This window comes from Clostridium septicum (genome assembly GCF_003606265.1).
Lineage (GTDB): Bacteria > Bacillota > Clostridia > Clostridiales > Clostridiaceae > Clostridium > Clostridium septicum.
In genome coordinates, this window is sequence record NZ_CP023671.1 from 397,915 (window position 1) to 420,920 (window position 23,006).

At 29.8% G+C, this 23,006-nt stretch carries 14 protein-coding genes and 1 pseudogene; all 15 read right to left on the bottom strand.

What is annotated here, in order from left to right:
* Positions 1-63: 63 nt before the first annotated feature.
* Positions 64-1,155, bottom strand: a pseudogene (locus tag CP523_RS16610) (sialidase domain-containing protein); the annotation flags it as partial.
* 426 nt (positions 1,156-1,581) lie between these two features.
* Entirely contained in the window at positions 1,582-8,226 is a 6,645-nt protein-coding gene (locus CP523_RS01760) for an alpha-N-acetylglucosaminidase TIM-barrel domain-containing protein (RefSeq protein WP_120140442.1), read from the bottom strand.
* Between the two features lie 382 nt (positions 8,227-8,608).
* On the bottom strand, positions 8,609-9,856 hold the full coding sequence (gene purD, locus CP523_RS01765) for a phosphoribosylamine--glycine ligase (protein ID WP_066677330.1): 1,248 nt from the start codon (positions 9,854-9,856) through the stop codon (positions 8,609-8,611).
* A gap of 36 nt (positions 9,857-9,892) precedes the next feature.
* Positions 9,893-11,395, bottom strand: a complete 1,503-nt coding sequence (gene purH, locus CP523_RS01770; protein WP_066677325.1) for a bifunctional phosphoribosylaminoimidazolecarboxamide formyltransferase/IMP cyclohydrolase — start codon at positions 11,393-11,395, stop codon at positions 9,893-9,895.
* A 17-nt stretch (positions 11,396-11,412) separates the two neighbouring features.
* Positions 11,413-12,024, bottom strand: a complete 612-nt coding sequence (gene purN, locus CP523_RS01775) for a phosphoribosylglycinamide formyltransferase (RefSeq protein WP_066677323.1) — start codon at positions 12,022-12,024, stop codon at positions 11,413-11,415.
* Entirely contained in the window at positions 12,012-13,013 is a 1,002-nt protein-coding gene (gene purM, locus CP523_RS01780; protein ID WP_066677319.1) for a phosphoribosylformylglycinamidine cyclo-ligase, read from the bottom strand. The genes purN and purM overlap by 13 nt, the downstream gene beginning before the upstream one ends.
* A gap of 9 nt (positions 13,014-13,022) precedes the next feature.
* Complete coding sequence (purF, locus tag CP523_RS01785; RefSeq protein ID WP_066677315.1) at positions 13,023-14,450, bottom strand: amidophosphoribosyltransferase; 1,428 nt, start codon at positions 14,448-14,450, stop codon at positions 13,023-13,025.
* 51 nt (positions 14,451-14,501) lie between these two features.
* The gene (gene purC, locus CP523_RS01790; protein ID WP_066677313.1) at positions 14,502-15,206 is read right to left on the bottom strand and encodes a phosphoribosylaminoimidazolesuccinocarboxamide synthase; all 705 of its coding nucleotides are present in this window, start codon (positions 15,204-15,206) and stop codon (positions 14,502-14,504) included.
* Positions 15,206-15,685: a 5-(carboxyamino)imidazole ribonucleotide mutase gene (purE, locus tag CP523_RS01795; RefSeq protein ID WP_120140443.1), complete on the bottom strand. Its 480-nt coding sequence runs from the start codon at positions 15,683-15,685 to the stop codon at positions 15,206-15,208. Before purE ends, purC begins: the two co-directional genes overlap by 1 nt.
* Positions 15,686-15,697: 12 nt before the next feature.
* On the bottom strand, positions 15,698-19,444 hold the full coding sequence (locus CP523_RS01800; RefSeq protein ID WP_120140444.1) for a phosphoribosylformylglycinamidine synthase: 3,747 nt from the start codon (positions 19,442-19,444) through the stop codon (positions 15,698-15,700).
* A 496-nt stretch (positions 19,445-19,940) separates the two neighbouring features.
* Positions 19,941-20,450: a DedA family protein gene (locus CP523_RS01805; protein WP_120140445.1), complete on the bottom strand. Its 510-nt coding sequence runs from the start codon at positions 20,448-20,450 to the stop codon at positions 19,941-19,943.
* A gap of 256 nt (positions 20,451-20,706) precedes the next feature.
* On the bottom strand, positions 20,707-20,862 hold the full coding sequence (locus CP523_RS01810) for a zinc-ribbon domain-containing protein (protein ID WP_066677305.1): 156 nt from the start codon (positions 20,860-20,862) through the stop codon (positions 20,707-20,709).
* A 288-nt stretch (positions 20,863-21,150) separates the two neighbouring features.
* A complete protein-coding gene (locus CP523_RS01815; protein ID WP_066677301.1) occupies positions 21,151-21,306 on the bottom strand; it encodes a zinc-ribbon domain-containing protein in 156 nt (51 codons plus the stop codon).
* Positions 21,307-21,605: 299 nt separating this feature from the next.
* On the bottom strand, positions 21,606-22,010 hold the full coding sequence (locus tag CP523_RS01820) for a hypothetical protein (RefSeq protein WP_066677299.1): 405 nt from the start codon (positions 22,008-22,010) through the stop codon (positions 21,606-21,608).
* Positions 22,011-22,067: 57 nt separating this feature from the next.
* Positions 22,068-23,006 (bottom strand): SPFH domain-containing protein, encoded by a 939-nt coding sequence (locus CP523_RS01825; RefSeq protein WP_120140446.1) that lies wholly within the window; start codon positions 23,004-23,006, stop codon positions 22,068-22,070.

Genomic DNA, 23,006 nt, shown 5'->3' on the forward strand with positions numbered 1-23,006 from the left:
AACAGGTTCTGTTTTTACTGCACCTTCTGGAAATGGTAAATCCTTTGATGTAGTTTCTCCAGTTCTCTCTTTTAAATACCTATCTGCTAATGGTTTTGAATATAACTCAAAAAAATCTATTTCTCCTGTAAAATTATATTCATTAGATCCAGACGGTCTATCAGTTTTTCCTAAACTTAAAGTATTTAAACCTTCTAATGTTGATAAAAAATTAGCCGTTATACTACTACTAGTTAATATCTTTTCTCCATTTAAGTAAATAGAATATCCTTTCCCTTTCTCTGCTTTAAAGGCAATTGTATTTATTCCTGCATTTAATGCCTTATTTACACTACCTGTTGCTAAATTTCCACTTTGTTTTCTTAATTCATATCCAATAGCTCCTCCATTTATATATACATGAAAATGTTCATTTGTTCTTTCATTATTACTAATACTAAATAAGCTTTGTATTCCTGAACCATTATTAGTAAATCTAATTATTGCAGTTCCCTCTTCTAATAATGAAATTTCTGATATATCACCTTCATAATTTCCACCATTTCCATTATTGATAACTTTGTTATTACTTTCTGCTAATTTAACCGGAGTATCAGCAACTTCATAAACTTCCACTTCTGCTATACTAGCATGCTTATTATTCTCATCCCCAACAGTTGATATAGCCTCAATTCTTATATTGTCTGTTGATATAGGATTATCAAAAACTACATATTTATCTGATGAATCTGATTTCCATTTTCCTTCTGCAATTACATCATCTCCTGAGTAAATTTTATAATCCGTTATCATTCCATTAGTTCCCTCTTGTCTTGGAGTTACGCAAATAGATGAAATATTTCTAGTTTTCCCCAATTTTAATGTTAAGCTTTGAGGATTACTTTGAATATCTACGCCAGCCCATGGAGTATGCCAAAGTGTGGACGTATTACCATCTATAGCTTTTTCAGGTCCTTCTCCTGATTGAGCTGATGTTGCACTTGCTTGAATTTCTGATCTAGGAACTAATTTTTCTGCAATTGGTTGTGACCTATTCCCCTCTGAATATTGATTAATATAAACATTCTCTTTAATGTCAGCAAAAATTATATTACTTGATAAGTTAGTTATTAAAAAAGCAGATACTAATATTGACATAATCTTTTTCTTATTCATATAATTACCACCTCTTTACTTTATTGTAAATGCATGTTAATTTTAACATATAAGAATTTTATCAATAACAAGTAAATTGCTTTTTTTATATAAATAAATTGCTTGTTTACAATTTATACCACCAAATTTTAATATTTCTTTGAAAAATATAGTCGTATTAAATAAGTTATATACCTATTTAACACGACTAACAATATTAACTATAATCTAAAAAATAAATTTAAATTCACAAAATATCTATATTTTCTTTTAACTGATTTTTCATATATTTAGCTTTAGAATTTACTATTTGCAAATTCTTCTCATAATCTTCTTTCAATTCTTCTAACATATCCTTATATTTATTATCCTTAGATTCATCATATAACTTTTTTAAATAATTATATTGAACTCTATATGCTTCAATACAGTAATTAAATTTAAATATTATTTCTTTTTACACTTCTTTTTAAGAGTTAATCCACCTGCAGCTGCAATTGATGCTCCAAGTACAAGTGATAATACTGGAGATGCTCCTCCTGTAGTAGGTAATTTACCATTACTATTTGAAGTATTACTTCCATTCCCAGAAGAGTTTTCATTGTTTCCATTAGTGTTTTCTGAGTTTCCGCTATTTCCGCTACTTCCATCATTTCCGTTATTATTTTCACCATTTGTTGGAGGCACTTCAGCCTTAACTAATGAATTAAATGCAACTGTTAATTCTTTTGTTGCTTTTTCTATTTCCTCTTTATTAGCCTCTTCATTTTCCATTACAATTTTAGCTTTATTTAATGTTTCTTGTAATACTGCCCAAGATTCTTTTGTATATTTACTTGAATCAAGTTTTTCAACTTTATTTATTAAAGATTCTAGCTTTTCTTTGCTTGGCTTTAACCTTAAATCTAAAAATCCTTTTAATAATTCATCATAAGTTGTTGAAACTTCTGCTTCTAAAGCATTTTCATCTGCTATAACTTTATTAGCTTTTTCTAAAATAACTATTAACTTATCCCAAGTTTCCTTAATATACTCATTAGAATCTAATGCGCTAATTTTTGTTACTAAAGCTACTAAATGTGTCTTATCACCTTTATTAAAAGATAGCATATGCATAGCTTTACTTAATCTATCAAATGAAGAATCTATTTGATTTTGTGTTGCGCTAGGATTTTCTAAAAGTTCTTTTGCCTCAGATAAAGCTGATCTAAATTCATTAACTACTGCTGGAACAACTTTTGACAGCTCATCTTCAGTTACCTTATCTGCTTCTTCTACTGCAATTTCTAAATGTCTTTTAAATATATTATTTTCTTCTTTATCTTGTAAAGAGTTTATAGCTTCATCTAAAGCTACCTTTGAAGAATCTACTTCGTTTTGAGTTACTCCTTCTTTTAATAAAATAGCTTCTGCTGATTTAAGTGCATTTTCAAGAACCTTCCAAGAAGTTTCTGTATAATCTTCTTTATTTAATTCTTTTGCTGAGTTTATAAGACCTTGTAATTCTTCTGTATTTACAACAATTATTGATTTTTCAAATTCTGAAATTGCTAACTTTAAACTTTCAGTTATTCCATCAATTACTGCTATTTCTGTAGCTTCTGTAAAGTCTCCTTCTGCTTTTGTTATAACTGCATTTAATTTATCTACACTTTCTTGAGAATATTGACCATTTCCTTCACCAACTACTGCACTTTCTATCTTTGACTTAGCTAAAGCTAGTACAGTTTTATACGCTGTTTCACTATTTAATGATGATATATACTCATCTAACTTAGCCTTTAATGCCATTTCAGCTTCATCTAATTCTCTTTGAGTTACTCTTTTAGTTTCATAAACTGCTGATGCACTTTGATGTTGAGCTTTTAAAGCATTTAATGCTGTTTCAAGTACTGCTCTTTCTTCTGCATTTAAAGTATTAATAACTTCTGAATCTATTGAATTAAGAATTGCTTCAACATCACTTAGAACTGATGCTAATTTAGTTCTATCTATAGTTACAATACCTTTATAAAACTCTTTTACAGCATCTTTTAACTTGCTTATTTCAGCATCTAATTCTTGTGAGTTTAGTCCATTTTTTACAGCTAGTTTTGCAGCTTCTATAGATTCTCCTAATTTAGCTTTAGCTTCTTCAGTATAATCACCTGCATACTCCCCAGTTACAGCATTATTATAAATAGATTCTGCCTTATTTATATGACTAGTAAGTTTATAACTTACATCACCTTTATAAATTTTTAATTCGCTAATATCTACATTTTCGTTTTCAAAGGTTACCTTTATATACCTTGCTAATACTGGTGATTCTGCTATATCTACATAATTTCCATATGATTCTTTATTTGAAGTATTATCTACTAATGTATTCCAAATATCATTATCTATTGAATATTCTATTCTATATTTAAGGGCCTCATTATCTTTGCTTAATATTTCTGTACCATTAACATCCTTATTAGATCCTAAATCAAATGTTACTACTTTTTCTTCATTAACAGCTGGCTTCCATGAAGTTTCCATGTTTCCATCTTTAATGTTTCCTATAGTTTCATTATTTGATGTAGCTGTTACTGTTACATTTTCTGAAGTAGCAAAATTTTCTGGAACTGCAAAAACATTTAATTCTGATGCAGTTGCAAAGCCTCCAACGCCTTCTAAAGCAGTAAGTCTTACATGTGTAGCATTTCTTTTATCAAATGTAATTGTTTTTAAATCTGAATTATTATCAAGATTTCCTTCTGCAACACTATCAAAACTTTCACCATCTGTACTTACTTCTAATCTATATTTAGTTATATTACCATTTGTACTATTTCCCCTTCTTGGTAAGTAAGTGAATTTATTCACTTCATACTCTCCACCTAAATTTAAAGTTATACTTTGTGGTAATGGATTAGAAGTTTCATAATTTGTATGCCAAATAGTATTTTCATTTCCATCAATAGCAAAACTAGCTAATCCTTCTGTCCCAACATTAGGATGCTCCGATGTTGCTGTTGCTGACATTTTGCTTTGAGGTATTGCAACAGATGCTACTTCTTGCATTGGTCTTTCCTTACTCATAGCTTCTACCTCTGCTAATGCAGCCCATGCCCCTGGGAATTGTCCCCCTTCCGCTTTTCCTGTTATTGTTACATGAATTTTGCTTATATTTTTTCTTACAGGTATTTTATAAGTTTTTTCATTATCTTCAGTATTTGATGTTTTATCTAATACAACTGTTCTTTCTCCATCTATACTTTCTGTTTCAACCTTAAATTGAAATCTAAAGCCTGCTTTTTCTAAATGTAAATTTATGTGATCTACATTTACTTCTTTTTCTAAATCTATTGTAGCATTAGCAGGAATAACTCCATTGTTACTTACCCATAATGAATTTAAATCTCCATCCGTTATATTAGAAAGTGGCTTTCCATTTTCTGATGCTGAACCTATAACTGGTTTATTTGATGCAACATTTACAAACTTAGTTTCTTTATCTGCCGGTGTTAAAGCCTTTATTTCTGCTAATGCAGCCCATGCCCCTGGCCATTGACCTACATTTGCTTTTCCTGTAAACTCGAACTTTATACCCTTAATATCTTTACCAACTGATATTGAATATTTTTTATCTAATTCTGATTCATTTTTGCTTTTATCTAATACAGTTTCTACATTTCCATTTTCGTCTATTGTTGAAACTTTAAATTTAAATGGTAACCCTGCTTTTTCAAATAATATTTCTAGCTTTTCAATATATTCTGATTTAGTTAAATCTACATTTATTTCAGCTGGTAAGTTTCCACTATTAGCTATCCATAATGAATCCTCATTTCCATCAGTTATATTAGACAGTGGATTTCCACTTTGTGCATCTGGTCCTGTAACTGGTTTATTTAATGCTACATTAACCATTTCTTCCTTTGCTTCTTCTCCATAAACTGCAATTTCAGTCATTTCTGGCACTAATTCATCATTAGTACTACTTAATTTCAATCTTACTTTTTCAGCTTTTCCTTTATAATCTATTTCAATTGTTCCTGTTATAGTTCCTTCATCTTGTCTTCCAACTTCAACCCATTTTCCATCACTTAAAACTTCAACTATATAATTTATAGCAAATCCGCCTGCTGCTTGATTTGGTGAGAATGTAATTCTTTCAATATCATAATTTCCTTGTAAATCTAATGTTAAATCTACTGGCCATGTAACTCCATTTGCTTTCCACTCTGTTCCTGTAGTACCATCTGTTAAATTACTAGTTGGATATTCTGGATTAGTTTCTACACTACTTTCTACCGGTTTTCCTAAAGATATATTTTCCTTTTCAACTACTCCTGATGAGCCATCTAAAAACTTATTCATATTTGTAACTGAGAATTTTTCCATAGCTATAGTAGCTAATTCACTTAGATTTTCTTCAGAGCCTTTAGTTGGATAAGCATTTTCTGCTGTTGTTTTTTGTACTGCCCATTCATATTCTACTTTATGCCAATTTATATTTGGAGCTGTACCACCTTCTAATTGCTTTCTAAGTCCATCAATCCACATTTCCCATCTCTTTAGATATAAATCTCCAGTTAATCCAGCCCATTGTCTATTAGAATAGTCTTTTAAGCTTTCATTTTTGTAATCTCCCCATGTAGTTATAAGAGCTCTTGCATTAAATTCGAATAAATCCTTAGTCCAATCATCTGCTCCTTTAAGCATAGTTCTTGATTGGTCTATCCAAGTTCCTACTAAAAACTCTGGACTAGTTGCTAAAACTCTTTCTTGTAATTTAATTAAATCTAAGAAATGATTTGATATCTTATTAAACTTTTCTAAATCTCTTAAATTATAAGCGTTTACTAATTCTTTATGATATTCTTGAGATGAATTTGCTAGTAATTGTTTTGTTACATCTAAGAAATCATATATAAATGCATCGCTATCTTTTAGGTCCTCATAAGATTTTATAAATAATTCTACTGATTTTTCTAATTCTTTTTTATCATATGGAATCTTATTATTTCCCCAAGTTGATGCACTATTTATATTCATTCCAGGTCTTGAGTTAATAACTGACTCTGCAGCTCCTTGGTAATAATCATCCCTCTTCTTATAAGCTGTTTCTAATAATATATCCCAAGCTTCTTTAATGTCTTCATTAACTTTTCCATATCTTCTTTCAATGTAATCATAAGTCCATTGTCTAAAATCTATCTTATCTCTAGTCCAAATCATATCACCTAACAATTCATAAACTATAGGACTATTATTAATAGCTTCCGGTGCAATACCTATTCCCTTCATATAATTTGAATCTGCATAAGCTGCTGGAATATTATTTGCTAATCTCTCAGGTTGTCCATCTAGCCCCATTCTTCCTCCAAAATTATGAAGCATATTCCATACCCAAGGTACATTTACACCTTCAAATCTCTTATAATCATTATCTCTAAGATCTGAATTTAAATCTAATATAAGAGCTTGTTCTTTATTTACTAATCCATTTAACTTAGAATTTGATGGGTTTCCTTGCCAATGTTGAATTACCCAAATAGCATCTTTATCATGTTCTAACATCTTTTCTTGGATAGTTCCATATATTCTTCCATCATTAAGACCTCCTGTGTTTCCACCTTCATGGAATGGATCAACACCATAGAAATCAGTAACATCTCCAAATACCTCTTTTTGCTTTTCATAGAAAACATCTGCAACTTCTTGGAAATAATCTCTCTCTCCTTCATTTACATATGTTTTAAGCATGTTAGGTCTATCAAAACCACACCAATCTCCCTGTGGAATAATTTCAGCATCTGGATTTTTGCTTTTAAAGTCTAATGGCACCATTCCAGAATATCCTTGTAATACAGGTTTAATTCCTAAAGTTTGCATTCTATCATGCATTTGTCTTCCAAGCTCTGCTCTTTCTTCAAACCAATTATTTGGTAATGGTCCACCGAAGCTTGTCATGTTTTGCATATAAAACCATGCAAAGTAGGCAGGACCGGAAATAAATTCCTTCACCTCTTCATCAGTATAACCAAATTCATTTAAAGTTCTTCTTAAAACTTCCTCTTGCCCAACTATATCTAAAACTACATTAAAACCATTCATAGCTGACCAATCTATAAATGCTTCATATTCATCCCAATCCCAAAATGACATAGTATACGAATATGTACAGAAATTTAATTCATATCTATATTCATATGGAGTATCTATAACTACTTTATTTCCTACTTTAGGTAAAGTTTCTGGCATGTTTAGATTTGATCCCATAATAGGATTATACATAATCTTAGCATAATTCTTTAAATAATAATTAAATCCCGATGCTAAGGATACACCATCATTTCCTTTTATTAATATTTTTCCATCTTTTCCATCTTGAATTTCAAACACATCATGTCCTGATAAAGTTGACTTTCTAAGTTCAAACTCAAACTTATCTTTATATTCTTCTCCAATTACTCTACCGACCATATTAATCATTTCTGCGATTGTTTTTTCATTTGCATAATTTTTATCTGATTCAAATTTACTATATTCTGTAGACCACTTTGTATCGTTAAAATTTTTAACTTCTATTGGTTTTTCTACTGGCTTTTCGTTAGATATCTTTTCTCCATAAAGCTCTATTTCTGCAATATTGGAATCATTTTGTTCCGAACTAAAAGTAACATCAATTCTCAATTTCGACGCTGTTATGTTATCTAAATTATGAATATCACCATCTGATGTAGCTAGATTCTTATCGCTTTTATCTGCTACTTTTATAAAGTTTTCCCCATCTGATGATGCATAAATATTATAATTATAGTATCCATTTACTTTATTAAATAATTTAATTTGAGATAAAGTATAAGTTCCACCTAAATCTATTTCTACCCATCTATAATGATTTGAAGATTCCCAGTAGGTTTCCTTATCTCCATCCATAGCCTTGTCTACTGTATTGCTTCCCTTTTCACTTTTTGCAGTAATAGTGATATCATTAGAGTTTATTAAATTCCCTTGGTTATCCATAGCTTTAACCTCAAAAGGTATAGAGCTAGTTAGCCCTGTTATAACAGTTAATGCTACTAATCTTGCAATATGATGCTTAGTTCTTTTTAACATTAATTCTCTTCCTCCTTGTTTAATATAGAAATAATTAGGTATAAAAAAAAGCTAAAAGGATATACATTTATCCCTTTAGCTTATGCTCAATTTCTTGATTACACGCCTAAATTAATTCTATATGATTATAGGAACAATATAGCATATGATGTAATCTTTTTCAACAAAATTTTGTGGTATTTACATTTTTTTCACATTCTTTATATTTGGTCAATAATTTATTTATATTTAAAGCTCTATATACCTTATAATGCCGATTTTTAAATTATATAATATTTTTCTTTATTAAACTCATCTTGTATTTATTACTATATTAAACTTTATATTAATAAAAACTAGAGCTTAAATACTAATACTCTAGTTTCTATCCAAATAAATTTTATTAAATTATCCCAATATCATCTCTGTAATACTTGTCAGTAAAGTTAACACTTTCTATGTTTTTATATGCCTCTTTTCTTGCTTCTTCTATTGTTTCTCCAGTGCCAATTACCGAAAGAACTCTTCCTCCATTTGTTTTAAGTACTCCATTTTCTAGCTTTGCCCCAGCAAGAAAAACCTTATCTTTTATCTCTTCTTTTATATTTATTTCGTATCCCTTTTTAAAAGCTCCTGGATATCCTTTTGATGCTAATACTACATTAATACATGTTCCATTATTCCACAGTACTTCTTTATTTTCTAATTTTTCATCTAATGCCGCTTCTATTAATTCTAACAAATCACTTTCCATTAAATATAGTACAGACTGTGTTTCTGGATCTCCCATTCTTACGTTGTATTCTAAAAGATAGGTTCCTTTTTTAGTTATCATAAGTCCAAAAAATATTATTCCTTTAAAATCGAACCCTTCTTTTTTTATTCCTTCTAAGGTTTTATTCATTATATTTTCTTCAAAATCCTTTTGAACCTTATCTGTAACATATGGGTTTGGTGCTAAAACTCCCATTCCACCTGTATTTGGCCCTTTTCCCTCATTGAAAATTTGCTTATGATCCTTTGCTGATAAAAATGGTATTATTGTTTTCCCATCTGTTATTGATAATATTGAAGCCTCAACCCCTTCAAGAAATTCCTCTATTACAACCTTATTACCAGCTCCCGAAAATATATCATCTATCATAAATGATTTTATAGTACTTTTTGCCTCTTCTCTTGTTTCACAAATAGAAACTCCCTTACCAGCTGCTAATCCATCAGCTTTAATAACTATTGGATATTCACAATTTTCAAGGTAACTTAAAGCTTTATCTGAATTATAAAAAACTTCATATTCAGCAGTTTTGACTCCATATTTCTTCATAAAATCCTTTGAATAACTTTTACTACCTTCAAGCTCTGCTCCCCTTTTATCTGGGCCAAAAATCTTAAGTCCTTCTTCTTTAAATAAGTCAACTATTCCTTTAGTTAATGGTTCCTCTGGGCCAACAACTGTTAAATCTATATTATTTCCTTTGGCAAAAACTACCAATTCATCTATATCTGTTATATCTATATTTTCACACTTATCTAAAATTGCAGTTCCACCATTACCAGGAGAAACAAATATTTTACTAACCTTTTCATTTTTAGCTAATTTCCAAGCAATAGCATGTTCTCTTCCTCCAGAACCTATTAATAATAATTTCATAACAAACCTCCAAAGTTTAATACTTTCTAGCCATAATTAGTGTTTAAAATGTCTTATTCCTGTAAACACCATTGCAATACCATGTTCATTACAAGCCTCTATTGATTCTTCATCTCTCATTGAACCACCTGGTTGAATTATTGCTTTTATTCCATGTTTGGCACAAGTATCAACTACGTCTCTAAATGGGAAGAATGCATCTGAAGCTAAAACTGTAGCTCCTTTTCCTCTTCTTAGTGCATCTTCTGTAGGCCAAATTCTATTAACTTGTCCTCCCCCTATTCCAACTGCCACTCCATCTTTTATTGTAACTATTGCATTAGACTTTACGTATTTTACTACCTTCATACCAAAGACTAAATCTCTCATCTCTTCTTCCGTTGGAACTTTTTCTGTTACTACTTTTATTTCTTCAACTAATTTCTTATCCTCTTCTTGAACTAACATTCCACCATCTACTGTTACCATAAACTTTTTATCCTGAGGAGTATTATTACATTTAATTACTCTTAAATTCTTTTTAGTCTTTAACACTTCTAAAGCATCTTCATCAAAATCTGGAGCGGCAACTACTTCTAAAAATATTTTCACCATTTCTTCTGCTGTAGCCTTATCTATCTTTCTATTTATAGCAACTATTCCACCAAATATTGATGTAGGATCTGCATTGTAAGCTTTAGTGTAAACTTCAAATGGAGTCTCACCTATAGCTACTCCACAAGGTGTATTATGTTTAAGTCCACAACAAGCTATTTCTTCAAATTCACAAACTACCTTCCAAGCTATATCTAAGTCCTTTATATTGTTATAAGAAAGCTCCTTGCCATTTAAAACTTCAAAGCTATTCATAGCTCCATCAATTTCTGTTCTTCCATAATATGCAGCACTTTGATGTGGATTTTCTCCATATCTTAAGCTTTGCAACTTCTTATATGAAATTGAAAGATATTCTGGATATTCTTCATCTTCTAATAAAAAGTTTGAAATTGCAGCATCATAAGCACTCATTAAATTAAATACCTTACCAGCTAATTTCTTTCTTAATTTAAAACTTACTTCTCCTAAAGCTTCAATTTCTTCCCTTACTACCTTATAATCTTCTTTATCTGATATAACTGCTACATCTTTAAAATTCTTAGCAGCTGCTCTAAGCATTGTAGGCCCACCAATATCTATAAACTCAATCTTTTCATCAAAGGATAAATCTTCTCTAACCTTTTTAAAAAATGGATAAAGATTAACTATAACCATATCTATAGGTTCTATATTTCTTTCTTTAATTGTATTCATATGTTCTTCATTATCTCTAATTGCTAGTATTCCAGCATGTAATATTGGATGTAGGGTCTTAACTCTTCCATCTAACATTTCTGGAAAATTTGTTACTTCATTTACTTCTGTAACATTAACTCCATTTTCCTTTAGATGTTTAAAAGTACCTCCAGTTGAGATTATTTCTACTCCCTTTGCTGATAGGAAATTTGAAAAATCTAGTATTCCTTCTTTATCAAATACACTTATTAAAGCTCTTTTAATCATTCTTTAAAACCCTCCATTTATTCTACTATCTTAACTCTACCATTAATTATTTCTATATTACCTTTGCTAATTAAATCTATAGCTCTTGGTAATAACTTGTGTTCAAAAGCTAAAACTTTTTTTTGAATATCTTCTTTTGTATCTTCAAAATCAACCTTTACAGCTTCTTGTAGTATTATTTCGCCCCCATCTATCTCTTCATTTACAAAATGTACTGTACATCCTGTAACCTTAACTCCAGACTTTAAAACAGCTTCATGAACCTTTATTCCGTACATACTAGGTCCACAAAATGATGGTATAAGAGATGGATGAATATTTATAATTCTACCCTTAAACTCTTTTAAAATATCCCCTTGTAATATTGACAGATATCCAGCTAAAACTATTAAATCAACCTTACCCTTAGTTAGTTCTAATATTTTATCTGATGTCTTATCTCCATATTCTTTTTTGGAAACTACATGTGTTTCAATAGCATTTGCCCTAGCTCTATCTAAAGCAAATATCTCCTCTTTACTTCCAATAACCATTTCTATTTTGCAGTTTAATCTTTTATTTTCTATGGCATCTATAATAGACTGAAGATTTGAACCAGAACCTGATGCTAGCACTGCTATTTTAAACAACAGCCTTCACCTCCAGATGTTATATAGCCTATTTCATAAGCTTTTTCTCCCATTTCAATTAATTTCTTTATAATACCTTCTACATCTGATTCTTTAACACAAAGTATAAAACCTATTCCCATATTAAAGGTATTGTACATATGATTTTCATCAACACCCTTTTCCATTATTCTTTCAAAAATAGCTGATAATGGATAACTATTCTTTTTAATTACTGCTGTTAAGTTATTACCATTAAACATCCTTGGAACATTTTCTATAAATCCTCCACCTGTAATATGTGACATTCCTTTTATTTCAAAGCTTTTTAAAAGTTCTAAAACTGGCTTAACATATATTTTAGTTGGTGTTATTAAAGTCTTCCAAATCTCTTGTCCGTTTAGATCCTCATTTAAGTCAGTAAATATTTTTCTAACTAAGGAATAGCCATTTGAATGTATTCCCGAAGATGTAATGCCAATTAGCTTATCTCCTTCTTTAATATTTTTACCATTTATTATTTTATCTTTATCAACAATACCTACTGCAAAGCCAGCCATATCATATTCTCCATCTCTATAGAATCCAGGCATCTCTGCTGTTTCTCCACCAATTAAAGCACAATCCCCTTGAATACAGCCTTCTGAAACACCTTTAACTAAATCCGCTGCTACTTCAGCTTCTAACTTTCCACAAGCAATATAATCTAAGAAGAATAGTGGTTTTGCCCCATGGCATAAAATATCATTTACGCACATTGCAACACAATCAATTCCAACAGTATCATATTTTTTAGTTTTAAAAGCTATATCAAGCTTAGTTCCCACACCATCTGTACCTGAAACTAAAACCGGCTTTTTGTATCCTTCTGGAAGTTCTACCATTCCAGCAAAACTTCCAAGCCCATTTAAAACATACTCACTCATGGTTCTACTTGCATATTCTTTTATAAGTTTTACTGATCTATAACCTTCTTCTATATTAACCCCAGCTTCTTTGTAAGTTATCATTATCAAACACTACCTTTCAATATGATCTTTTGCTGTTTCAATTGGTGTCGCTACTGGATAAACTCCATTAAAGCATCCTACACAATATCCACTATTTTCTTTGAAACATTTATACATATTTTCTATATCTAAATATCCTAAGGTATCGCAACCTATCATTTCTCTTATTTCATCTACGCTTCCCTTTGTACCAATAAGCTCACTTCTATATGGTGTATCTATTCCAAAATAGCAAGGAAATTTAACTATTGGTGAAGCTACTAAAAAGTGTACTTCCTTAGCTCCTGCTCTTTTTAATGAATCAACTAAATGCTTTGAAGTTGTTCCTCTTACTATAGAATCATCTATTAATACAACCTTCTTATCTTTTATATTAACCTTTAATGGGTTTAATTTAACTGCTACAGCTCTTTCTCTTATTTCTTGAGAAGGTGTAATAAAAGTTCTTCCTACATATCTATTTTTTACAAATCCAGTATCATATGGTATTCCAGAGGCCTTTGCATATCCAATTGCTGCTGGTATTCCTGAATCTGGTACTGCAACTACTATATCTGCCTCTATTGGATATTGTTTAAATAATTCTTGCCCTGCTTTAACTCTTGATTCATGTACATCTAATCCATCAATAGTTGAATCTGGCCTTGCAAAATATATATATTCAAAGGCACAAGTTTGACATTGTGTATTTTCTGAATATCTATAAGAGTTTATTCCACATTCATCTATAACTACTATTTCCCCTGGATCTATATCACGGACTAACTCTGCACCTATAGCATCTAAAGCACAACTTTCTGAAGAAAGTACATATCCATCTTCAAACTTTCCAAGACATAAAGGTCTAATACCATGTGGATCTCTAACTCCAATTAACTTATTTTCTGTAAGAATAACCATTGCAAAAGATCCTCTTACTGCTTGTATAGCATCTAAAACTGCTCTTTCAATTCCTTTTTTAGCTCCCCTTGCAATTAAGTTTGCTATAACTTCTGAATCTATTGATGTATGGAATACATGACCTCCATCTTCAAGTAACTCTCTTATAACTTCTGCATTTACCAATGTTCCATTATGAGCCATAGCTATAGAACCTAACTTAGTTTTACTAAGTAATGGTTGTGCATTTTCTATTCTTGTATCTCCTGAAGTTGAATATCTTACATGTCCTATTGCAGCATTACCTTGTAACTTATTTAAATCACTTTGAGAAAATGCTTCTGTTATAAGCCCCATACCCTTATGAATATTTACTACATCTCCATTTGCTACTGCAATACCTGCACTTTCTTGTCCTCTATGTTGAAGTGCATATAAACCATAATAAGTCATTGAAGCTACATCCATTTCTCTATTTGCATATACCCCAAAAACACCACATTCATCTTTAAATTTATCATTACTTGGATCTAAAATTAGCTCTAAGCTTGAATTCATCTTTCTAAAACACCCCTCATTTTATTAATTAAAATTGAGCTATACTTACTATTAATTTGTAATTCTATTTAAAATCTCAACATATGCATCTTTAACATTTCCAAGATCTCTTCTAAATCTATCTTTATCTAGCTTTTCTCCTGTTTTAGCATCCCAAAATCTACATGTATCTGGTGAAATTTCATCTGCTAATACTATTTCTCCATTATATTTACCAAACTCTAATTTAAAATCTATAAGTCTTATGTTTTGTTCCATAAAGAATTTCTTTAATAATTCATTGATTTTAGCAGTCATATCATATATTTTTTCTAACTCTTCAAAAGTTGTTGCTCCAATACCTACTGCATGATAATCATTTATTAGTGGATCTCCAAGTGAATCATCCTTATATGATAATTCAAATACTGTTGTCTTAAGTTCAAAGCCTTCTTCTAATCCCAATCTCTTAGCCATTGAACCTGCTGCTACATTTCTTACTATTACTTCTAATGGCACTATTTCAACCTTTTTGCAAAGTTGTTCTCTGTCGCTTAATTTTTTTAAAAAATGAGTCTTTATACCATTTTCATTTAACATTTCAAATAACATTGAGGTAATAGCATTATTTAAAACACCCTTATCCTCTATAGAACCCTTTTTCTCTCCGTTAAAAGCTGTTGCATCATCTTTATAATAAACTATTACTTCATCCTTATTTTCTGTAGCATATATTTTTTTTGCTTTACCTTCATACATCATTTCTAATCTTTCCATTATAAATCCACTCCCTCTGCATTTTCCTCAATAAATTTTTCTTTCATATTTTCCCTAAATTTATTTAATTTTTCTCTTATTGCTTTATCTTTTACTGCAAGAATTTGTACTGCTAACATACCTGCATTGTAACTATTATTTATACCAACTGTTGCTACTGGAATTGACTTTGGCATTTGCACTATTGAAAATAATGCATCTAACCCTTCAACTGCTCCCTTTATTGGGACACCTATAACTGGCATAGTTGTTTGAGAGGCTATAACTCCTGGTAAATGAGCTGCAAGTCCAGCTCCTGCAATTACAACTTCACAACCTGATTTCTCAGCCTTTTTTAATGTTTCAGTTAATTTTTCTGGAACTCTATGAGCTGACAATATATAAGCTTCATATGAAACTCCAAACTCTCTTAGGCAGTTTGCTGCACCTCTCATTACTTCTGTATCTGATTTACTTCCCAAAAATATTGCTACCTTCATTGAAAATCCCCCCTATTTATAGTAATTAACTCCTGATTTAAATATCTTTTGATCAAAATCTCCTGGTATATTCTTATATAAATTTTCTCCAATTCTCTCTGAGTGTCCCATCTTACCAAGGATTCTTCCATCTTTGCTTGTTATACCTTCTATTCCAAGAACTGAACCATTTGGATTATATGGCATGTTCATTGATACTTCTCCATTTAAATCAACATATTGTGTTGCTATTTGTCCATTTTCCATCAGTTCATTTATAAGTTTTTCTGAAGCTACAAATCTTCCTTCTCCATGTGAAATAGCTATTGTATGAATATCTCCTGGTTTTACTTCACTAAACCATGGTGATTTATTTGAAACTACTTTAGTTCTTACCATTGAACTCATATGTCTATTTATCTCATTGTAAGTAAGTGTTGCCATATCTTCTTCTATATCAACTATTTCTCCATATGGTACAAGGCCTAATTTAATTAAAGCTTGGAAGCCATTACATATTCCTAACATTAATCCATCTCTATTTTTAAGAAGATCCATTACAGCACTCTTTATTCTTTCATTTCTAAATACTGTTGCTATAAACTTGCCTGATCCATCTGGTTCATCTCCTGCTGAGAATCCACCTGGTAACATTATTATTTGACTTTCCTTTATTGTTTTTTCCATCCTTAAAATAGATTCTTTAAGAGATTCCTTATTAAGATTATTTAGAACTAATTCAGAAACTTCTGCCCCTTCATTTCTAAATGCTCTAGCACAATCATATTCACAATTAGTACCTGGGAATACTGGTATGAATACTCTAGGTTTTGCTATTTTAATTGCTGGTGATTTTACAACTCCTTCTTTATATAAAACCGTTTTTATTTTTTCATTTTTATCCTCTGTTTTTATCTTAAATACTTTAGATAACTTTTCTTCTAATACATCTGAAAGTTTTTCTATTTCAAAATTAATATCATATTCCGTTGATATTATTGCCTCACTATTTATGGTACTACCTATTGTTTTATAAGCGCATCCTTTAAACTCTTCTTCAATATTTACCCCTGCCTTAACTTCTAAAACTAAACTTCCATAATTTAATCCAAATAATTCTTCTTTAGTTAAATTTTTAAATTCTATCCCAATTCTATTTCCAAGTGCCATTTTAGTTAAAACTTCACTTACTCCACCAAACTTAACCGTTAATGCTGATATAACTTTACCTTCTAAAATAAGCTTGTATAAAGTTTCTAAATTCCTTTTATATCTTTCTATATCTAACGTCATATCTTCTTTTTTTTGCCCCATTAAGAAGATAACTTCTGAACCCACTTTTTTAAATTCTGGTGAAATTACGTTAGCTGCTTTTTCAACTCCAACTGCAAAAGCTACTAATGATGGTGGTACATCTATATTTCCAAAACTTCCTGACATTGAATCCTTACCACCTATAGCTGGAATTCCAAGTTCCATTTGAGCTGTATATGCTCCAAGTAAAGCTGCAAAAGGTTTTCCCCATTTTTCTTTATTGCTTCCAAGCTTTTCAAAATACTCTTGAAGAGTAAGTCTAGCTTTCTTATAATTTCCACCCATAGCTGCAAGTTTTGTAACTGCTTCAATTACTGAATAATACGCCATATGATATGGACTCCACATACCAATATCTGGATTAAATCCATAAGTCATTAAAGTTGCATCTTTACTTTCACCATTTAATACTGGAATTTTAGCTGCCATTCCTTCTGCTTCTGTACTTTGATATTTACCTCCAAAAGGCATAAGTACTGTTCCTGTTCCTATAGTTGAATCAAATCTTTCAACTAATCCTTTTTGTGATGATACATTTAAATTCTTTAATGTTTTTATCCATTCTTCCTTTACATCTAAATCTTTAATGTCAAATGGATACTTTGTTGGTGCTTTAACCTCTACTTCTATAGTTTGTCTTGCTCCATTTGTATCTAAAAATTTTCTTTTTAAATCTACTATCTTTTTATTCTTAAAGAACATTCTAAGTCTTTCTTTATCTGTAACTTCTGCAACAACTACAGCTTCTAAGTTTTCTTCCTTTGATAAAGCTATAAACCTTTCTGCATTTTCTTTATCAACTACTACTGCCATTCTCTCTTGTGATTCTGAAATTGCAAGCTCTGTTCCATCTAAACCCTCATACTTCTTTGGAACTTTATCTAAATCTATATCTAAACCTCTTGTTAATTCTCCAATTGCTACTGAAACTCCACCAGCGCCAAAATCATTACATCTTTTAATCATCTGAGAAACTTCTTTATTTCTAAATAATCTTTGAATCTTTCTTTCTGTTGGTGCATTTCCCTTTTGAACTTCTGCTCCACATTGATTTATTGAATATTCTGTATGTTCTTTAGAAGAACCTGTTGCTCCACCTAAACCATCTCTTCCAGTTCTTCCACCTAGTAATATAACTACATCTCCAACTTTAGGTTCTTCTCGTACTACATTTTCTTTAGGTGCTGCTGCTATAACTGCCCCAACTTCCATTCTTTTTGCTACATAGTTTGGATGATACACTTCTGAAACTTGTCCTGTCGCTAAACCTATTTGATTTCCATAAGAGCTATATCCATGAGCTGCTCCTAATGTTATAGTTCTTTGGGGTAATTTACCTTTAATTGTTTCTTCTACTGGAGTTGTTGGATCTGCTGAACCTGTTACCCTCATTGCCTGATATACATAAGTTCTACCTGATAATGGGTCTCTAATAGCCCCCCCAAGACATGTGGCTGCCCCACCAAAGGGCTCTATTTCGGTTGGATGGTTGTGAGTTTCATTTTTAAACATTACTAAATATTCTTCTATACCACTATTTGTTTCTATATTAACTTTAATTGAACATGCATTTATTTCTTCTGAAACATCAAGATCTTCTAACATTCCTTTTTTTCTCATTTCCTTCATAGTAATTACTGCTATGTCCATTAAAGTTTCATCTCTATTTGTTTCTCCATAAACATACTCTCTTGATTTTATATAAGCTTCATATGCCTTAGAAATCGGCTTTGAATAAATTCCTTCTTCAATATTAACTTCTTCTATTGCTGTAGAAAAAGTAGTATGTCTACAGTGATCTGACCAATACGTATCTATTACTTTTATTTCTGTAATACTTGGATTTCTTTTTTCCTTCTTAAAGAAATCTCGTATCATCTTTATATCTTCTAAGCTCATTGCTAATCCTAATTCTTTATGAAAAGCTTCAAGCTCTTTATTATCTTTATCTATAAAACCATTTAAAATTTCAACATCCTTAGGCTCTGTAAAAAAAGATGTTAATTCCATAGAATCTAGGCTTACTTCTCTTGAATCTACTGGATTAATATAATACGCTTTTATTTTCTCTATTTCTTCATCAGTTAAAGTACCATTTAAAATAACTACTTTTGCTGATTTAACTTCTATCTTATTTTCAGCTGTTAATAATTGATAACATTCTGATGCTGAATCTGCTCTTTGATCATATTGTCCTGGTAAATATTCCACTGCGAAAGCAATATCTCCATCCTTAAGCTCTATATTATTTTCATATACATTATCTACTGTTTTTTCTGAAAAAATAGTATAAAGTGATTTTTTATAAAACTCTTCATTTATTTCTCCTAAAGTGTATTTATTGATAAGTCTAACACTTTCTAATTCCTTAATTCCTAAATTGCTTTTAAAGTCTTGAAGTAAGCTTTTAGCTTCAACATCAAAGCCATTCTTCTTTTCTACGAATATACATCTTGTTCCTAACATGTTTTCCCTCCAAAATTCAATTTTAGGTTATCCCTTATACTAGGAAATTTTATACATACGAATATTTAAATTATTATCAATATCTTTTTTCGTGTTTTTCACTCTTAGCTTATCATTTCATCAAAAAAATGTCAACTTTTAGAGCTTATTAAAATTTAATTTTCGTATTATAACGAATATTACTGCTTTTTAAAAACATTATTGTATGTTTATTCGTACTGTGTATGAATTTTCCTTTTAAAAATACTATTAATATTTCTTTGCTTTTTTATTAATAAAAAAACTGAAATATAATCTATTAATTATTTTTGAAATTATAAAAATAAACAAACAACTAATAAAAATTTTGATCTTATTAGTTGTTTGTTTGTCTATTCATATAATATAAAATTTTCATAAGCTATCTATTTAGAGACATTCTATTTCATCTAAATAATTCCTCTATTCCGTTTTATAATAATCATATTTTTTTCAATTCATTAAATACTTCAACTTACTATGCTAAAATTTTAAAAACTGCATCTCCAAAAAAATATCCCGATAATATTAATGAACTATTCCACAGAATAATTCCAAGTGTTGAATAAATACTATATTGTATAAAATTTAATTTTAATACTCCAGCTGGTACTGATATCATAGTTCTTAACATAGGTATTAACATACTAATGAAAACCCCTATATTTCCTTTTTCTTTTAATACATTAATACTTTTATCTATATAAGTTTTATGTTTTGGAAATTTATTGGTATATTTATTTAATATAAAATCACCACCAAACCATCCAACACAATATAACCCCCAACTCCCTATTGCTCCTGCAATTACTGATATAATTAAAACTAAAGCTAAATTTCCTTCACCTTTTGAAGATAAAACTCCAATAAGTGGTAATATTATTCCTGCCGGTAACCCCGGTAAATTTAAATATTCTAAAAATACTATAATAAATACAAATATCATTCCATAACTTGAAAAATAATTAATTAATTGATTAATTTCCATCTTCAAACCCCTTTCGTACCTTTATATACTTAAATAATAAGCTTAAATTCTTAAAATAAAATTATTATTATCCTTAACATATTCTAAATATTTTCTTAAGGTATTTTTAACACAAAAAAGTAGGGTAAAATTACCCTACTTTAAACATACTTATTTTTAAAATAATAATTAAGTTATCCATAATTTAATTATCATATAGTTTCTAAAGAATAAAAAAAGCCATAAGAGAAAACTCTTATGGCTTATCTAACAAAAACTATCTTCTGTTATTTTGTGCTTTTCTTGCTCTTCTGCAATCAACGCATCTTACTGGTTCGTTATCGAATCCTTTTTCTTTGTAGAATTCTTGTTCTCCTACTGTAAATACGAATTCGTTACCACAATCTTTACATATAATCTTCTTATCTTCCATTTTAAATCCTCCATCTCTAAAGACTAATATTCACAAACCAATCTCTTTAACGGAGAATGTTATTATCTTATTAAATCTTTAAACAATATTTTTTGTGTCTCTCGACTACTTATTAATAATACCATAAAAACAATTATAATACTACTCTTTTTTAAAAATTATTTTTATAAATTTAATATTACTTATATTAATCTAGTTTTTAATATATAAATTAAACAATTATCCTCAAATAATTATATAAAAATAAAAAAACCATAAGAAAAAACTCTTATGGTCTAACTAACAAAACTATCTTCTGTTGTTTTGTGCTTTTCTTGCTCTTCTACAATCCATGCATCTTACTGGTTCGTTATCGAATCCTTTTTCTTTATAGAATTCTTGTTCTCCTACTGTGAATACGAATTCCTTACCGCAATCTTTACATATAATCTTCTTATCTTCCATTTTAAATCCTCCATCTCTAAAGATTAATATTTACCAACCAATCTCTATAACGGAGAATCGTGACTATCTATTAAATCTTTAAACAATATTTTTACCTTCCGGTTACTTATATAATATCATAATTGCATAGATAAAACAAGTTTTTTTAGCAAATAATTTTTATCTTTTATCTATACTAGAGAGGTTATATTATTTCCATTATAATATAACCTCTTTCTAAGAAACCTACGTAACCCTTTTGGGGTTATTATTATTTTATACACAATAATCTATTTTTATTCACTTAAACTAATATATTTTTATATAACTTCAACTTCTGATTTTATAGTGCTTTTATATAGCTTATAATAACTTATAGCCGCTACCCCTGGTATAAATAATCCAACAATTAACCATGTGTAATCAACATTAAACTCTTTACATATTCTAACTGCCATAATAACTAGATAAAGTCCTATTATAAATGAAATAATGCTTGCTAATAACCCTGTTGTAAAGAAATAAGGAATATATAAAAGTAATACCCAAGGAATTCCCTTTGCATATTTAATTACAACATAGTCCTGTACTATAGGTATCCACGCCAACCATTCTTTATTATATCCTTTCTTTTTAGCCACATTATACATAGCTATTGATATAAATATATATGTTAAAACCGATAAACCTAAAAAGATATAAGATAAAATTTCCATGATTCCCATTTGATTGCCCCCTTGTTAATAAGGCTAGCCTTTATTAAAGGCTAGCCTTATTATTTTTTATTTCTCACCTTTTAACATTTCACCTATTGCTGCTATACTACCTAAAGAAGATAATGTTTCATTTGGAAGTATAAGTTTATTAGCTGGATTATTAGCCATTTCTTTAAGTGCTTCAACTTGCTTTAATGCTATAACCGTTTCATTTGTACCTGATTGAATTATAGCTTCATTTACTTTTCTTATAGCTTCTGCATCTGCTTCTGCAATTTTAGCAATAGCTTTAGCCTTACCTTCAGCTTCTAGTAATTGAGATTCCTTTAAACCTTCTGCTCTTCTAATATTAGCTTGTTTTTCAGCTTCTGCTCTTAATATTTGAGATTGCTTTTCCCCTTCAGCCTTTTCAATTTGAGATTGTCTTTGACCTTCTGCTTGTAAAATCATTGCTCTCTTATCTCTTTCAGCTTTCATTTGCTTTTCCATAGCTTCTTGAATTTCAGCTGGTGGAATTATGTTTTTGATTTCAACTGAAAGAATCTTAATACCATAAGCATCTGTTACTTCATCAATTATACTTAGAAGATCTTGGTTTATCTTATCTCTACCTGATAAAACTTCGTCTAAGCTCATATTACCTATAATATTTCTCATATTAGTTGTTGCTGAATAAACAATACCTGATTTAAAATCTTCAATATTATAAACTGCGTCTCTTGCGTTTAATAATTTATAAAATATTACATTATCTACTGAAATTTTAACATTATCTTTAGTTATAACTGATTGTGGTGGTACATCTAATATTTGTTGTTTTGTTGAAACCTTTTTTCTTACAAAATCTACAAAAGGAATTAAGAAGTGCCAACCTGGTTCTAAAATCCTATGATATTGCCCAAATCTTTCAACCACATACAAATATCCTGTATTTACAATTTTAATTGATGATAATATTAGTAATAATAGAAATACTAACATTACTACTCCAATAATTAATCCCAT

Excerpts from the sequence above, each read along its gene's own strand:
- CP523_RS01820 (WP_066677299.1), bottom strand. The coding sequence starts at position 22,010 with ATGGGAATCATGGAAATTTTATCTTATATCTTTTTAGGTTTATCGGTT.
- purM (WP_066677319.1), bottom strand. The coding sequence starts at position 13,013 with ATGATAACTTACAAAGAAGCTGGGGTTAATATAGAAGAAGGTTATAGA.
- CP523_RS01800 (WP_120140444.1), bottom strand. The coding sequence starts at position 19,444 with ATGTTAGGAACAAGATGTATATTCGTAGAAAAGAAGAATGGCTTTGAT.
- purF (WP_066677315.1), bottom strand. The coding sequence starts at position 14,450 with ATGAATTCAAGCTTAGAGCTAATTTTAGATCCAAGTAATGATAAATTT.
- CP523_RS01815 (WP_066677301.1), bottom strand. The coding sequence starts at position 21,306 with ATGGAAGATAAGAAGATTATATGTAAAGATTGCGGTAAGGAATTCGTA.
- purE (WP_120140443.1), bottom strand. The coding sequence starts at position 15,685 with ATGAAGGTAGCAATATTTTTGGGAAGTAAATCAGATACAGAAGTAATG.
- CP523_RS01810 (WP_066677305.1), bottom strand. The coding sequence starts at position 20,862 with ATGGAAGATAAGAAGATTATATGTAAAGATTGTGGTAACGAATTCGTA.
- CP523_RS01760 (WP_120140442.1), bottom strand. The coding sequence starts at position 8,226 with ATGTTAAAAAGAACTAAGCATCATATTGCAAGATTAGTAGCATTAACT.
- purD (WP_066677330.1), bottom strand. The coding sequence starts at position 9,856 with ATGAAATTATTATTAATAGGTTCTGGAGGAAGAGAACATGCTATTGCT.
- purC (WP_066677313.1), bottom strand. The coding sequence starts at position 15,206 with ATGGAAAGATTAGAAATGATGTATGAAGGTAAAGCAAAAAAAATATAT.
- purH (WP_066677325.1), bottom strand. The coding sequence starts at position 11,395 with ATGATTAAAAGAGCTTTAATAAGTGTATTTGATAAAGAAGGAATACTA.
- CP523_RS01825 (WP_120140446.1), bottom strand. The coding sequence starts at position 23,006 with ATGGGATTAATTATTGGAGTAGTAATGTTAGTATTTCTATTATTACTA.
- CP523_RS01805 (WP_120140445.1), bottom strand. The coding sequence starts at position 20,450 with ATGGAAATTAATCAATTAATTAATTATTTTTCAAGTTATGGAATGATA.